Genomic DNA, 13,891 nt, shown 5'->3' with positions numbered 1-13,891 from the left:
TTCCTGATGAGGTTTTGCTGATTAATTGTTCGACGGCACAAAAGTGCCTTGGAATATATAAACAGATCTAGGCGCTAACTCTATTGAGTCTTCAGCTATTTCCATGACAGTGTCTGCTACCGTATTCAAAATCTGTTTCCATTTATATGTGTCGCAAGCAGGGATTTTTGAATGTACTGCTACATGCGATGCATTGAGCAAAACTAAGATGGCCGTATCGCTTTTGTTGGGGGAAATAAACTTAACCACCATAGACTTAGCGTTTACATCATTCCACTGATCACTCGACATGATCTCGCCATTGACATTGAACCACGTCACATCAGAGTTGCCATGTTCATTGAGCTTCCCGGTGACGAATTCAGCTCTGGATATCGCGTTATGCGTCTTACGGATTGCGGCTAGCTTTCCCACAAAGTCAATCAGCCCATCATCAGCGTTATCCCAATTCACCCATCCGATCTCGTTATCCTGACAATAGGTATTATTGTTGCCTGACTGGGAGTTATTCAGCTCATCACCGGCCAGCACCATAGGAATACCTTGTGACATGAACAACGTCGCTAATAGATTCCTCTTTTGCTGCCGCCTTAAGCCATTGATCTCTTCTGAGTCTGTTTCACCTTCAGCGCCGCAATTCCAACTGCGATTATCGTTTGCGCCATCATTGTTATCTTCGCCGTTAGCATCATTATGTTTGTCGTTATAAGAGACTAAATCATGCAATGTAAAACCATCGTGCGCCGTGATGAAATTAACACTCGACCAAGGCCTACGGTGGCTTTCATTAAATAAATCACTCGATGCTGCGAATCGACTTGCAAATTTGGAAATCAACCCCTCTTTGCCCGTCCAGAACTCGCGTGTGACATCACGATAATCACCATTCCATTCAGAAAATCCTGGTGGAAATGAGCCCAACTGAAATCCTCCAGGGCCAACATCCCATGGCTCAGCGATCAATTTGCATTTTGCCAGTTCAGGGTCCTGAAGCATGGCGTGGAATAATGCATGATCGCGATTAAATCCATTTTCATTGCGCCCGAGGGTCAAGGCCAAGTCAAACCTGAATCCATCTATTCCATAAACAGTGGCCCACATGCGCAGGCTATCCATGACCATTTGTAGTACTTTAGGGTGCGAGGTATTCAAGGCATTGCCGCAGCCCGTGAGGTTATCGTAATACCGCGGGTTGCCTGGCAGTTCTCTGTAGTAGCTGAGGTTATCAATGCCTCTGAATGACAAAGTAGGCCCTAGATGGCTACCCTCACAGGTATGGTTGTAAACCACATCTAGAATCACCTCAATGCCCGCCTCGTGCAGTGTATCGATGGTCTTGGCGATCTCTTCCAACTCACCGGAGCTGGAATAAGCAGGTTCTGGGGCAAAATAAGATAGCGTGTTGTATCCCCAGTAATTGGCCAATCCTTTTTCTACAAGATGACGATCTTGAGAGAATGCATGGATAGGTAACAACTCTATAGCGGTAATCCCTATTTTTTGAAGATGACTGATTATGGCTGAGTCGCTAAGCGCAGCAAAAGTCCCGCGTATATCGTTAGCAATCAGCGGGTGCCGCATAGTGAGGCCTTTGACATGCGCTTCGTAAATGATGGTCTTAGGCCAGCGGATATTGGGCTTTGGTGATTTAACGAGAATGCCGGGGTCTACGACGATAGCTTTGGGTATAAATGCGGCACTGTCACGTTCATCCATTTGCAGATCGGCATCTTTATCTGTACTGATTGTGTACCCATAAAGCGCATCATCCCACTTTATCTGACCTGCAAGCTTTCTTGCATAAGGATCTAGCAGCAATTTATTCGCATTGAACCGCTGTCCTTCCAATGGAGCCCAAGGGCCATCCACACGATAACCATAAAGCTGACCCGGCTTGATATCTGGAAGATATGCATGCCAGACCCCATTCGTACATTCATTGAATTTTATTTGCTCAGTTTCTTTACTGCCATTTGCGCTAAATAAGCAAAGCGTGACGCTTTTTGCATGGTCTGAGAACAAGGCGAAATTTGTCCCTTTGCCGTCATAACTTGCACCCCTCGGGTAAGGTTTTCCTTCTTTTATCACTCGCATATCAGTCCTAGCTTAATGCTTAATCATTTTAGCTGTGGCTGCTTTGAGTTTCTTGGGGCCTGTAGATCCATCAGCATCTGAGAGAGAATTTAGAAGTGCCGCTTCCCTAGCTTTAAGCTCTATCCCAAGCTCTACTACGGCAGATGTCTCTAGTATTGTTGGAAGAACCCTTCTTTCTTCTTGGGTAAAGCAATATTCGATGTATTTACCCAATACAAATACTTTGGCATCAAGTAACGGATCTTCAGGATCCATAGATTGAATCTGCGCGATCAAGTCACCCGCTGACAAGTGCATCACTTTAGCTTCTTTAAGTACGGTTTCGTTATTGATCACGGTTTCGGCTAATGGATATATGAGCGCTTCCTCGGCTTCAGTATGAACTGTTAATTCTGCACATATTTGGTTTGCAACCAACATCTTACCTTCAGTCACATTTCTATCCGCAAGAATCCCGTACTCCTTAAATAGCTCTTTCACCAATTCATGATTACCCATCAAATACTTGGCAGGGTGCGTTTCACTTAGGTCATGCCCCATATGATTTTTTTCTTTTAAACTATTCATATTCGCTTTCATGACATTCTCCAGAAATGGTGGTGTATTTCATCATCTCTGATTTATCCAATGGTCACTAGGTCAAAACTGCTGAAAGCGAAGTAAGAATAGTCGCACAAGAAATCCGCCGAGCTTGTTATTTAGAGAGGCCTTAAGAGGAATAGCGAGATTTATGAAAGAGCTTTCATATGTCGCGGAAGATGGGCGATTTGGCGTGTGTTGCATTTTTCCTATAGTAACAATCAGTTAAGTTTGAAGAAATCTCTAATATTAAGCTTTACTAAGAGTTATTAAATTTTAATTAATATGATCAATATATCCATCTATATGGTTAAAATGACTGATATATATACAATATATCCATATTAAAGGGTTAATTGAAATAACATATTGAAAATTTCAATTTTATTATTATAATGGTTTAATTTAATTAATAATGTTCATTATGACCACTATAGCGGATTTTTTGACAAATACCGAAATTGCTCAGGTAATCGGAGCTCGCTTGCGAGCTAAGAGGCTTGAGCAGAATCTCACCGCGGCTTGGATATCAAATCGTAGTGGATTGAATGTGAAGACGATACTTGATATGGAATCTGGAAAAGATGTAAGGCTATCTTCTTTTATTAAAGTGCTGCGAGTGATGAACCTTCTTGGCTTATTGGAAGGTTTGCTGCCAGACAGTTTGCCGTCAGGCGAGGCAATTTCAACTAGAGGTACGATTCGTAAGAATGCGTATCGTAAACTGAAGAGTTAAGCATGGTTGTTAAAAAACAAAAAAAAACAGACAAAGATATATCTTCAAAAGCAAAAGTTGCCATATGGGGTAATCCAGTTGGCGATGTGATCCAATATGAAAATGGGCGTATTGGGTTCTCGTATAACAAAGAATACATTCAGAACGGTATCGCACTATCCCCTAAGCAATTGCCTTTAGAGTTGCGGACATTTGAATTTCCAGAACTTCGCTCATTAGATGCGTTTTTAGGATTACCAGGAGTGTTTGCCGACTCCCTGCCAGACTCATTTGGGAATCTCATAATTAGAAGTTATTTTGAGGCTAAAGGCGAGCCAGATAAGGCTCTAAGTCCTGTGCAACGTCTTTTATATGTGGGCAACAGGGCAATGGGTGCTCTAGAGTACTCCCCGCATCTTCAAAGAAAAACTGCAGCAGAAGAGCAAGCGCTGGAAATAAAAGAGTTGGTCGAATCTGCCAGAAAGTTGATTGAAGGCGATACATCTGATGCAATACAAGAAATCATGAGAGTAGGCGGCTCTGCTGGTGGTGCGCGTGCTAAAGCATTAATACTTTGGGATAAGAAAAACAACAATGTGAGATCCGGTTATGCGAGGCCAAATAAGACGGATGAGGCCTGGTTAATAAAGTTTGATGGTATAGGATCGGCTAATACTTTGGATATGAAAGCCAAGCCATACAATCGCATCGAATATACCTATGCGACGATTGCAAAGTCATTGGGGATTGAAATGGCTGAAGTCGACTATCAAGAAGATGACTTGGGTTTGTTTCACTTTATGACTAAGCGATTTGATAGAGAAGGTATTCAACAACATCATATGCATAGTCTTGGTGGAATGACGCATGTCGATTTCAATCGTCCACAATCTTATAGTTACGAGGCCTGGTTCAGATTAATACTTGAGCTTAAATTGGGGTATCAATCTCTAGAGCAAGCTTACAAACGAATGATTTTTAATATAGTAGGTAGGAATCAAGACGACCATGTTAAGAACATCTCATTTTTAATGAAAAATGAGACAAAAGAATGGGAATTAGCACCTGCATATGACTTAACGTTTGCAGCTGGGGCTGGATACACTTTGCGTCATCAAATGACACTGGGTGGCCATTCAGATGATTTTACACGTAAGCTCATTTTGGATACTGGAATTAATTTTGATATCAATAATCCAGCATTCATTTTAGATCAAGTAATTGATGAGTTTTCTAAATGGACTAATCTTGCAAAAAATATCGGTGTAGAGCCGAGCAATATAAATACAGTTAGTAAGGCTTTGAGATTAAGTCTTAAAAGATAGCTTGATTTACGACAATACTTTGACGTTGATGATGGAGAATAAAACTACAATCAGGTCATAGTTGACTCAAGCCTCATTTATTAGTGAACATCTAGTGGTGTTGTAGATTGGTTATCTGGTTTGTTCCTGCGACAATGCGGGGCGCGTGATCCTACATGTCATAAAATAAAAAAGGGCTAGCCTAAGCTAACCCTTTGATATGTTTGGTGCGCCCGAAGAGATTCGAACTCCTGACCCCTTGGTTCGTAGCCAAGTACTCTATCCAGCTGAGCTACGGGCGCGTGAGGCGTGCATTATACTAGATGCGGGATTTAATTCCCAGTTTAAATCTAGGGTTTATAACGATTGCCTGTAAAAGATGGCGGAGAACGAGGGATTCGAACCCTCGATACAGGTTTAAGCCCGTATGCTTCCTTAGCAGGGAAGTGCCTTCGACCACTCGGCCAGCTCTCCGCACGAGGGCGTAACAATACTTGATTACGCCATAAAAATCAATGCAAAGTCTTAGGCTTCTTCAAGCTCAAAGGCTTTATGCAGTACGCGAACTGCCAGTTCCATGTATTTCTCATCGATCACGACTGAAATCTTGATCTCAGAGGTCGAGATCATCTGGATATTGATACCTTCTTCAGCTAACGTACGGAACATCTGGCTCGCAACGCCAACGTGGGAGCGCATGCCTACGCCAACTACGGATACCTTGGCGATCTTGTCATCACCGACGATCTCACGCGCGTTGATATGGCCTTGTACTTTTTCGCGCAAGAGAGCTAAGGTCTTGTTTAGCTCGTTCTTATGGACAGTAAATGTGAAGTCAGTCGTGCCGTCAGCACTGACGTTCTGGATAATGACATCCACATCGATATTTGCATCAGCGATAGGGCCTAGAATCTGATAAGCGATACCAGGGCGGTCAGGTACGCCGAGTACGGTTACTTTGGCCTCGTCACGGTTGAATGCGATGCCAGAGATGATAGGTTGTTCCATGTTGTCATCTTCCTCGAATGTGATCAGTGTGCCTTCGCCTTCTTCTTCAAAGCTGGATAGCACACGGAGTTTTACTTTATATTTACCTGCAAATTCAACAGAGCGAATCTGCAATACCTTGGAGCCTTGGCTTGCAAGCTCAAGCATCTCTTCAAATGTAATCGACTTTAAGCGCCTTGCATCTGGTACAACGCGTGGGTCTGTCGTGTAAACACCATCTACATCGGTATAGATTTGGCATTCGTCAGCTTTTAATGCAGCCGCTAGTGCAACACCTGTAGTATCTGAGCCGCCGCGGCCAAGGGTTGTGATGTTACCTGCTTCATCTACACCTTGAAAGCCTGCAACCACCACGACATTGCCTGCATCGAGGTCAGCCCTGATGCGAGCATCGTCGATATTTAAGATACGTGCTTTTGTGAAGGCGCTATCAGTCACGATGCGAACTTGCGCGCCTGTATAGCTTTTTGCTTTTAGGCCAAGATCCATCAATGCCAATGCTGTTAGACCGATGGTCACTTGCTCACCAGTGGAGACCATCACATCTAACTCACGTGGATCAGGCTCTGGCATGATCTCTTTGGCTAATGCGATCAAACGATTAGTCTCGCCAGACATCGCTGAAACGACGACGACGATCTGGTGCCCCATTGCTTTCCAGCGTGCGACGCGGCGCGCAAGGTTGCGGATGCGTTCTGGGTTTGCGACGGATGTGCCGCCGTATTTTTGTACGATTAATGCCATGATTTAATTGATTAGTTGATTAATGAGTCAGTTAATTAAGATTAACCTAGCTTTTGTTTTACCCAGTTTTCTACACTGGCGAGCGCTTCAGGTAGCTTAGCAGGCTCCGTACCACCAGCCATCGCCATATCTGGCTTACCACCGCCTTTACCACCCACTTGGCTCGCTACATGGTTGACGAGATCACCAGCTTTTATCTTGGTGATCAGGTCATTGGTGATACCAGCGGCGATACTGACTTTTCCATCGCTGGAAGAAGCTAGTACGATAGCTGCTGATTTGAGTTTGTCTTTTAGCTTATCCATTGTTTCGCGTAGAGTATTCGCATCTGCACCTTCGAGCGTTGCTGCTAGCACTTTAATGCCTGAAACATCAGAGGCTTGATTGACTAGGTCATCACCTTGAGATGACGCAAGTTTGGACTTCAATCTTGCCAGCTCTTTTTCGAGAGATTTGACGTTATCCAATATCTGCGAGATTTTGGTCGGCAATTCGGATACTGGGGCTTTCAGCTCTTCAGCCGCTTGGTTCAGCAATGCTTGTTGTGACTGAACCAGTTTTAGTGCATTCTCACCCGTAGTGGCTTCTACGCGACGAACACCTGCCGCGACGCCACTTTCTGAGGTGATCTTGAATAGCCCGATATCGCCAGTGCGGCTCACGTGAGTACCACCGCATAATTCGCGGCTGGTGCCGATATCAAGTACGCGTACCTCGTCGCCATACTTTTCGCCAAATAACATCATGGCACCTGTTTGCTGCGCAGACTCAATATCCATGATGCGGGCCTGTGTTGCAGTATTCTCAAGAATTTCAGCATTTACAATCGACTCTACGCGTTGAATTTCTTCATCTGTCATCGGTGCGTTGTGAACAAAGTCGAAGCGTGTCTTTTCTGTATCGACCAGCGAGCCTTTTTGCTGCACATGTGGGCCTAATACTTCGCGTAGAGCTTTGTGCATTAAATGTGTTGCTGAGTGATTACGCTTGGAAGCAGCACGTGCATGGGTATTTACACGTGCACTGAGCGAGCTGCCTACGTTCAATTTTCCAGTTTTTACAACGCCATGATGACCGAATACATTGGCTTGAATCTTGAGCGTGTCTTCTACGGAAAAGATGCCATCACTGCCGCGTAACTCACCGTTATCACCGATTTGACCACCTGATTCTGCATAGAATGGGGTTTCATCAAGCACGACAATACCTAAATCACCTTCATTCAACTCATTGACTGAAGTGCCATCTTTATAAAGTGCGAGTACCTTGGCGCTGGTTTCCAGCTTGTCATAACCGTGAAATGTGGTTGCTTGACCTTCATATTCGAGATTGCTTGCCATCTTGAACTTACCAGCGGCACGTGCTTGATCTTTTTGACATGCCATGACAGCGTCAAATGCATCTGCATCTACAGTAAAGCTGCGTTCACGGCAGATATCTGCCGTGAGGTCTAATGGGAACCCGTAAGTGTCATGCAGCTTAAATGCTGTTTCACCGTTGAACACTTTATTGCCCGCATTCGCCATGACGGATAGCTCGGTCTCAAGAATCGCCATGCCGTTTTCAATAGTTTCAAAGAAGCGGTCTTCTTCGAGTTTCAAGATATCTTTGATGCGTGATTGTTCAATGATCAGCTCAGGATAAGCTTCGCCCATTTCGGAGACGAGATCAGGTACGATTTTGTGGAAGAACGCACTGCGAACACCCAGTTTATAGCCATGACGTATGGCACGGCGGATGATACGGCGCAACACATAGCCACGGCCTTCATTCCCCGGGATGACGCCATCGGCGATCAGGAAAGCACAGGCGCGGATATGGTCTGCCAATACTTTGAGTGAGGGGCTATCCAGATCAGTAGTTCTGGTTTCACGCGCTGCTGCTGCGATCAGATTCTGAAAGAGATCGATCTCGTAATTCGCATGTACACCTTGCAATACTGCGGAGATACGCTCCAACCCCATACCTGTATCTACAGATGGTTTGGGTAGCGGATGCATCACGCCATTTTCATCGCGATTGAACTGCATGAACACGTTGTTCCAGATCTCGATAAAACGGTCGCCGTCTTCTTCAGGACTTCCCGGAGGGCCACCCCAGATGTGGTCGCCGTGATCGTAGAATATCTCGGTACAGGGGCCGCATGGGCCAGTGTCGCCCATCATCCAGAAATTGTCTGATGCGTAGCGTGCGCCTTTATTGTCACCGATACGAATGACTTTTTCTGGTGGTACGCCCATTTCCTTGGTCCAGATATCGTAAGCTTCGTCATCTTCTGCATACACAGTGACGATTAATTTATCTTTAGGCAGTTTGAATACTTCGGTCAGCAATTCCCATGCAAAGGTGATGGCATCGCGCTTGAAGTAATCGCCAAAGCTGAAGTTGCCTAACATCTCGAAGAATGTATGGTGGCGAGCGGTATAGCCGACATTTTCAAGATCGTTATGTTTGCCGCCAGCGCGAACACATTTCTGGCTGCTGGTCGCGCGCGTATAAGGGCGTTTATCAAAGCCGAGGAAGACATCCTTGAATTGGTTCATGCCTGCATTGGTAAATAGCAGGGTAGGGTCGCCATGCGGTACCAGCGAGCTGGACGCAACGACCTGATGCCCTTTGGAGGCAAAAAAGTCCAAGAACTGCTGTCTGATTTCTTTGCTTTTCATTCAATCAACCTTATAAACCGAGCGTTTTATTGCTTAGGTTTAACAAAATGCCTGATTAGATATCTTCATCAGGATTATTTTTTAATACGCGTTTAATCACATCAAAACCAAAACCGCGGCTTTGTAAGAATCTTGCCTGTTTGGCCCACTCTTCACGTGTACTTGGTGGAGCATCGTATTTCTTGCGGCAGATGCTCAGCGCATTTGCCAGCTCATTCTGTTTTACTTCTTCTATCGCTTTTTCGACTAATGTTTCGTCTATGCCTTTTTCGCGTAATTCATTGGCGATTTTCAGGCTGCCAAATTTGTGCTGCCGCGCATGCACAATCTGCTCGGTAAACCGTTCTTCTGAAAGCCAGCCACGCTTTTTGAAATCTTCAAGAACTGCATCGACCGCGGCGTAATGTGCTTCTATATCTACTTCTGTGCCGTCATCGACTATCGGGAGTTGTGACCGTAACTTGCGTTTCAACTCCTGATAGGAGTATTCGCGCCGGGCCAGATAACCCAGCGCTTTTTCTCTAAGACTTGGGGCTTTCGGTTTTGACCGTTTAGTCTGCTGCGTCATCCGGGCCGATGGTCTTCACGATAGCGTCCAGATTGCCTTTTGCATTCGCACGAATCTTTGCATCGATCTCATCAGCGACTTCTGGATGCTCACGTAGATACTCACGCGCATTGTCTTTGCCTTGGCCGATCTTTTCGCCTTTATAGCTATACCAAGCACCGGCCTTTTCAACCAACTTCAGGTTTGCGCCCATCTCGATAATCTCACCCTCACGTGAGATACCTTCGCCGTAAAGAATATCGAATTCAGCCTGTTTGAATGGCGGCGCGACTTTGTTCTTGACGATCTTAACGCGGGTTTCTGAGCCGATGACTTCATCACCTTTTTTGATGGCACCAGTGCGGCGGATATCAAGACGTACGGATGCATAGAACTTCAATGCGTTACCGCCTGTGGTTGTTTCCGGGTTACCGAACATCACGCCGATCTTCATGCGAATCTGGTTGATGAAAATGACCATGGTGTTGGTGCGCTTGATGTTACCTGTCAATTTACGCAACGCTTGTGACATCAGGCGGGCTTGCAGGCCCATGTGTGAGTCGCCCATCTCGCCTTCGATCTCAGCTTTTGGTACCAATGCCGCAACAGAGTCGACGACGACGATATCTACAGAGCCGGAACGCACGAGCATGTCAGCGATCTCTAATGCTTGCTCGCCAGTATCTGGTTGTGAGATCAAGAGGTCAGAAACATTCACGCCAAGCTTTTGCGCGTATTGCGGATCAAGCGCGTGTTCAGCATCGATAAAGGCCGCGGTGCCGCCAAGCTTTTGCATTTGGGCGATCACTGACAAGGTCAATGTGGTTTTACCTGAAGACTCAGGGCCATAAATCTCAATGACACGACCGCGGGGTAAGCCACCAATACCAAGCGCAATATCAAGACCCAGCGAACCAGTCGATACGGCTTGAATGTCGCTCGCGACATCGGTATCGCCCATACGCATGATGGAGCCTTTGCCGAATTGCTTCTCGATCTGTGAGAGGGCGGCTGCCAGTGCCTTGCTTTTGTTATCGTCCATTAATGTGCCTTGTGTAGTATCGCGGGTATTAAAAATATGAACTGAAACACGCTGTATATCGGGCTTATATTCTTGTGGGAAACACTATTTAAGCCGGGAAATACAACATGCTTTGTAAACCACTAATTATTTCATAAATCAGTACTTAAGGTAAGCCTGATGCATGCCATAAGTGTGGATTGCACGGGTTTATTTTCTGGTTTTGATGGCGAAGGCGAATGTTGCGTAAAAGAAAATAATTCAGATGTTTGTCATCTTATTTGTAATGGGTACGTTAATGGAGATATGCCGATAGGTTCGGTTGAAGAGGAGAGCATCATGAAAATATTAAAATCTATACTGCTTACAATAGGATTAATGATTGCGGCCAGCTCAAGTGCTTATGCGCATGACTCATTTAGCTTTGGCATCAATATCGGTGGGCCAGGTTATTACAGAGCGCCACCTCCCGTGAGATATTATGCACCACCAGTCGTTTACTACGCGCCACCGCCTGTGATGTATTACGGCCCCCCACCTCTATATTACCGTCAAGCACCTGCGCCACATGGTTACTATAGGCATGATTCTGGTCGATATGATTCAGGCCCGCGTGGCTTCCACCACGGGTGGCGTTAATCCTGAGAGAGGGTTTTCTGAATAGTGAGCAGTCCATTGAGTAGTGTCTCTATGGACTGTTGACGGATCTCGTGGCGGTTCCCTTGAAATAGTTTTGTTTGGGTGGTGACCGGTTGATTGCTAATCGCCCACGCAAAACATACTGTACCCACAGGTTTTTCCTTACTTCCCCCTGATGGACCCGCAATACCTGTGATAGATGCTGCGATATTTGCGCGGCCTGTGCTGTGATTTAGCGCACCAATCGCCATTTCAGCCGCAGTTTCTTCACTGACTGCGCCAAATTTTTCTAGGGTATCTTTCGACACGCCCAGCATGTCTACCTTGGCTTGATTGCTGTAGGTGATATAGCCACTATCAAACCATGCTGAGCTACCGGGAAGCGCAGTTAGCAATCCACTAGCAAGGCCGCCAGTGCAAGATTCTGCTAGCGTAAGCACTCGCTTGTTGCTTATGAGGACTTTCGCGAGCGTGTTTGCCAATGCTAATAATGCATCATTAACCATTGCAGGGCTTTCAGTGATGCAATCGCATAGATTGCTGCCAAAAGATCATCAAACATCACTCCGAAACCACCCTTCAGTTTGGCGTCAGCTTGCTTGATGGGGAATGGCTTCCAGATATCAAAGAGCCTGAATAACAGAAATGCTGCGAGCCACCATGTCCAAGATAATGGTGTGAATTCGAGCACTAACATGAATGCGACGATCTCATCCCAGACGATGCCGCCGTGGTCAGATACGCCCAGTGCACGGCCTGTGATATGGCAAATAGGAATGCCGATGATGAAAAGGATGCCAATCGTCCAGTAGTGGTAGATTTCGGGGAAGTACATCAATGCCATAAACAACGGGATGCCGAATAAAGTACCCAATGTGCCCGGTGCTTTTGGAGATAATCCGCTGCCAAACCCTAACGCGAGGATATGCGCGGGATGTTTGAGCATGAATTTATAATCAGGCGAAATGATCAAATCCTGTTTCCTTGATCTCGATGATATTGCCATTGTCGTCACTCACCACTACTTTGCTTGCGCCATCTTTCTGGGGGATTATGTGACCAATATGCGTTAGTTTCAGGGAGAGTTGTTTGCTAAGTTCTTTGATCTTGTATTGCATCTCGATAGGCGCTGTAAAGCAGAGTTCGTAATCGTCCCCACCAGCTAGAAGCATCTTCTGGACAGGCTCTTCATGCAAGTGACTACTTACATACTCGTTGCAGGGAATGTCATTCAAGTATATTTCAGCGCTGACTTCTGACTGTTCGAGAATATGTCCGAGGTCTGAAAGTAGGCCATCTGAAATATCGATGGCACTGTTTGCGATGTCACGTAATGCCAACCCTAAGGCGACACGTGGTTCGGGTTGCTCAAGTGACTTGCGGTAGGTTTCAAGTTGTTTCTCATCAAGCGTTAGTTTATCCATCAACGCATTTAATGCGAGTGCAGCAGTCCCTAGCTCACCTGATACCCATATCTGGTCGCCGACTTTTGCGTGGTCACGACGCAGTGATTTACCTACACCCGCTTCGCCCATGATTTGTACGCTGATGGTTAAGGGGCCGCGTGTTGTGTCGCCACCGATGAGGTCGACATTGAATGTATCTGCACATGCAAAAAAACCTTGGGAAAATGCGGCGAGCCACTTTTCATCGATTGCAGGCAGGGCGATTGCCAGCGTTGCCCATTTTGGCTGCGCGCCCATCGCCGCCATGTCCGATATATTCACGGCTAGGCTTTTCCAGCCCAGCTTATAGGCATCGGTATCGGCAAAAAAATGTGTCCCCGAAACCAGCATATCGGCAGATATCGCCAGTTGCATGCCTACTTGGGTTTGCACCAATGCAGCATCATCTCCTACGCCCAGTAAGGTGTGGTTTGTAGGGCGGGTGAAGTATTGCTTGATCAGGTTAAATTCTGGCGACATCTTTAATGACTATTTGCTAGTAGTAGCAGATTTCGGGCGGAATGCTTTGACCACCTCTTCATTGGTCTCTATGTATGGCGCACCTATCAAGTCCAAACAATAGGGGACGGCAGCAAAGATACCATGCACGATGGTATTGCCAGCCTCATCTTTAAGGCCCTCCAATGTTTGCGCGATTGCTTTTGGTTGCCCGGGTAAATTGATGATTAAACTTTTTTTGCGGATAACCGCGATTTGCCTTGAAAGAATCGCTGTAGGCACGAAATTGAGGCTGATCTGGCGCATTTGCTCGCCAAAGCCGGGCATTTCCTTGTCCGCTACCGCAAGCGTAGCTTCCGGTGTGACATCCCGCAGTGCCGGGCCTGTGCCACCAGTAGTCAATACAAGATCACACTGCAATTCATCGACAAGCTCACGCAATGCATCTTCGATCTCGGGTTGCTCATCAGGGATGATGCGTACTTGTTTTTCCCAAGGCGTTATCAGGGTTTTTTCCAGCCAATCGACCAGATTGGGGATGCCTTTATCTTCATAAACGCCTGAAGATGCGCGGTCGCTGATTGAAACTAAACCGATTTTAAGGAATTGTTCGGGCATGTTCGTTGTCTACTGAGAAGCTTGGATGAAATCATTACACCATATTTCAATC

At 45.9% G+C, this 13,891-nt stretch carries 13 protein-coding genes and 2 tRNA genes; 3 read left to right on the top strand and 12 right to left on the bottom strand.

Annotation, left to right across the window (positions count from 1 at the left end; all coding sequences use genetic code 11):
- Window positions 1-21 precede the first annotated feature (21 nt).
- Both glgX and A7981_RS08280 read right to left on the bottom strand, forming a co-directional pair.
- Entirely contained in the window at window positions 22-2,094 is a 2,073-nt protein-coding gene (gene glgX, locus A7981_RS08285; protein ID WP_067266979.1) for a glycogen debranching protein GlgX, read from the bottom strand.
- 12 nt (window positions 2,095-2,106) lie between these two features.
- Entirely contained in the window at window positions 2,107-2,673 is a 567-nt protein-coding gene (locus tag A7981_RS08280) for a hemerythrin domain-containing protein (protein WP_082889275.1), read from the bottom strand.
- Between the two features lie 484 nt (window positions 2,674-3,157).
- Between A7981_RS08280 and A7981_RS08275 the strand changes: the two genes are divergently transcribed.
- Together A7981_RS08275 and A7981_RS08270 are read left to right on the top strand one after the other, a co-directional pair.
- Window positions 3,158-3,409 carry an XRE family transcriptional regulator gene (locus tag A7981_RS08275; RefSeq protein WP_165595548.1) on the top strand — a complete coding sequence of 84 codons (252 nt, stop codon included), beginning with the start codon at window positions 3,158-3,160 and terminating at the stop codon, window positions 3,407-3,409.
- A gap of 2 nt (window positions 3,410-3,411) precedes the next feature.
- The gene (locus tag A7981_RS08270) at window positions 3,412-4,713 is read left to right on the top strand and encodes a type II toxin-antitoxin system HipA family toxin (RefSeq protein ID WP_067266977.1); all 1,302 of its coding nucleotides are present in this window, start codon (window positions 3,412-3,414) and stop codon (window positions 4,711-4,713) included.
- Between the two features lie 204 nt (window positions 4,714-4,917).
- On the opposite strand, the gene A7981_RS08265 is transcribed toward A7981_RS08270, so the two are convergent.
- From A7981_RS08265 to recA, 6 genes are all read right to left on the bottom strand, one after another.
- Window positions 4,918-4,994: transfer RNA gene (locus tag A7981_RS08265), tRNA-Arg, on the bottom strand.
- A gap of 78 nt (window positions 4,995-5,072) precedes the next feature.
- A tRNA-Ser gene (locus A7981_RS08260) sits at window positions 5,073-5,166 on the bottom strand.
- A 51-nt stretch (window positions 5,167-5,217) separates the two neighbouring features.
- Complete coding sequence (locus tag A7981_RS08255; RefSeq protein ID WP_067266974.1) at window positions 5,218-6,444, bottom strand: aspartate kinase; 1,227 nt, start codon at window positions 6,442-6,444, stop codon at window positions 5,218-5,220.
- 41 nt (window positions 6,445-6,485) lie between these two features.
- A complete protein-coding gene (alaS, locus tag A7981_RS08250; protein WP_067266972.1) occupies window positions 6,486-9,110 on the bottom strand; it encodes an alanine--tRNA ligase in 2,625 nt (874 codons plus the stop codon).
- A 55-nt stretch (window positions 9,111-9,165) separates the two neighbouring features.
- Entirely contained in the window at window positions 9,166-9,678 is a 513-nt protein-coding gene (gene recX / locus A7981_RS08245) for a recombination regulator RecX (RefSeq protein ID WP_067266970.1), read from the bottom strand.
- Entirely contained in the window at window positions 9,662-10,699 is a 1,038-nt protein-coding gene (gene recA / locus A7981_RS08240; protein ID WP_067266967.1) for a recombinase RecA, read from the bottom strand. The genes recX and recA overlap by 17 nt, the downstream gene beginning before the upstream one ends.
- A gap of 318 nt (window positions 10,700-11,017) precedes the next feature.
- Here recA and A7981_RS08235 point away from each other — a divergent pair, with 318 nt between their 5' ends.
- Window positions 11,018-11,317: a hypothetical protein gene (locus A7981_RS08235; protein WP_067267831.1), complete on the top strand. Its 300-nt coding sequence runs from the start codon at window positions 11,018-11,020 to the stop codon at window positions 11,315-11,317.
- Here A7981_RS08235 and A7981_RS08230 read toward each other — a convergent pair.
- From A7981_RS08230 to mog, 4 genes are read right to left on the bottom strand one after another with little or no spacing between them, the layout of a single operon-like run.
- Window positions 11,314-11,823, bottom strand: coding sequence for a CinA family protein (locus A7981_RS08230; RefSeq protein ID WP_067266965.1), 510 nt, complete (start codon window positions 11,821-11,823; stop codon window positions 11,314-11,316). The genes A7981_RS08235 and A7981_RS08230 overlap by 4 nt on opposite strands.
- The gene (locus A7981_RS08225) at window positions 11,802-12,323 is read right to left on the bottom strand and encodes a phosphatidylglycerophosphatase A (RefSeq protein WP_067266962.1); all 522 of its coding nucleotides are present in this window, start codon (window positions 12,321-12,323) and stop codon (window positions 11,802-11,804) included. The genes A7981_RS08230 and A7981_RS08225 overlap by 22 nt, the downstream gene beginning before the upstream one ends.
- Window positions 12,274-13,242, bottom strand: coding sequence for a thiamine-phosphate kinase (gene thiL, locus A7981_RS08220; RefSeq protein ID WP_067266959.1), 969 nt, complete (start codon window positions 13,240-13,242; stop codon window positions 12,274-12,276). Before thiL ends, A7981_RS08225 begins: the two co-directional genes overlap by 50 nt.
- A gap of 9 nt (window positions 13,243-13,251) precedes the next feature.
- Window positions 13,252-13,839, bottom strand: coding sequence for a molybdopterin adenylyltransferase (mog, locus tag A7981_RS08215; protein WP_067266957.1), 588 nt, complete (start codon window positions 13,837-13,839; stop codon window positions 13,252-13,254).
- Window positions 13,840-13,891 lie beyond the last annotated feature (52 nt).

The organism is Methylovorus sp. MM2, from assembly GCF_001648895.1.
GTDB lineage: Bacteria > Pseudomonadota > Gammaproteobacteria > Burkholderiales > Methylophilaceae > MM1.
Note: the sequence above shows the minus strand (reverse complement) of the source record. Positions and strands in the feature narration are given on the sequence as shown.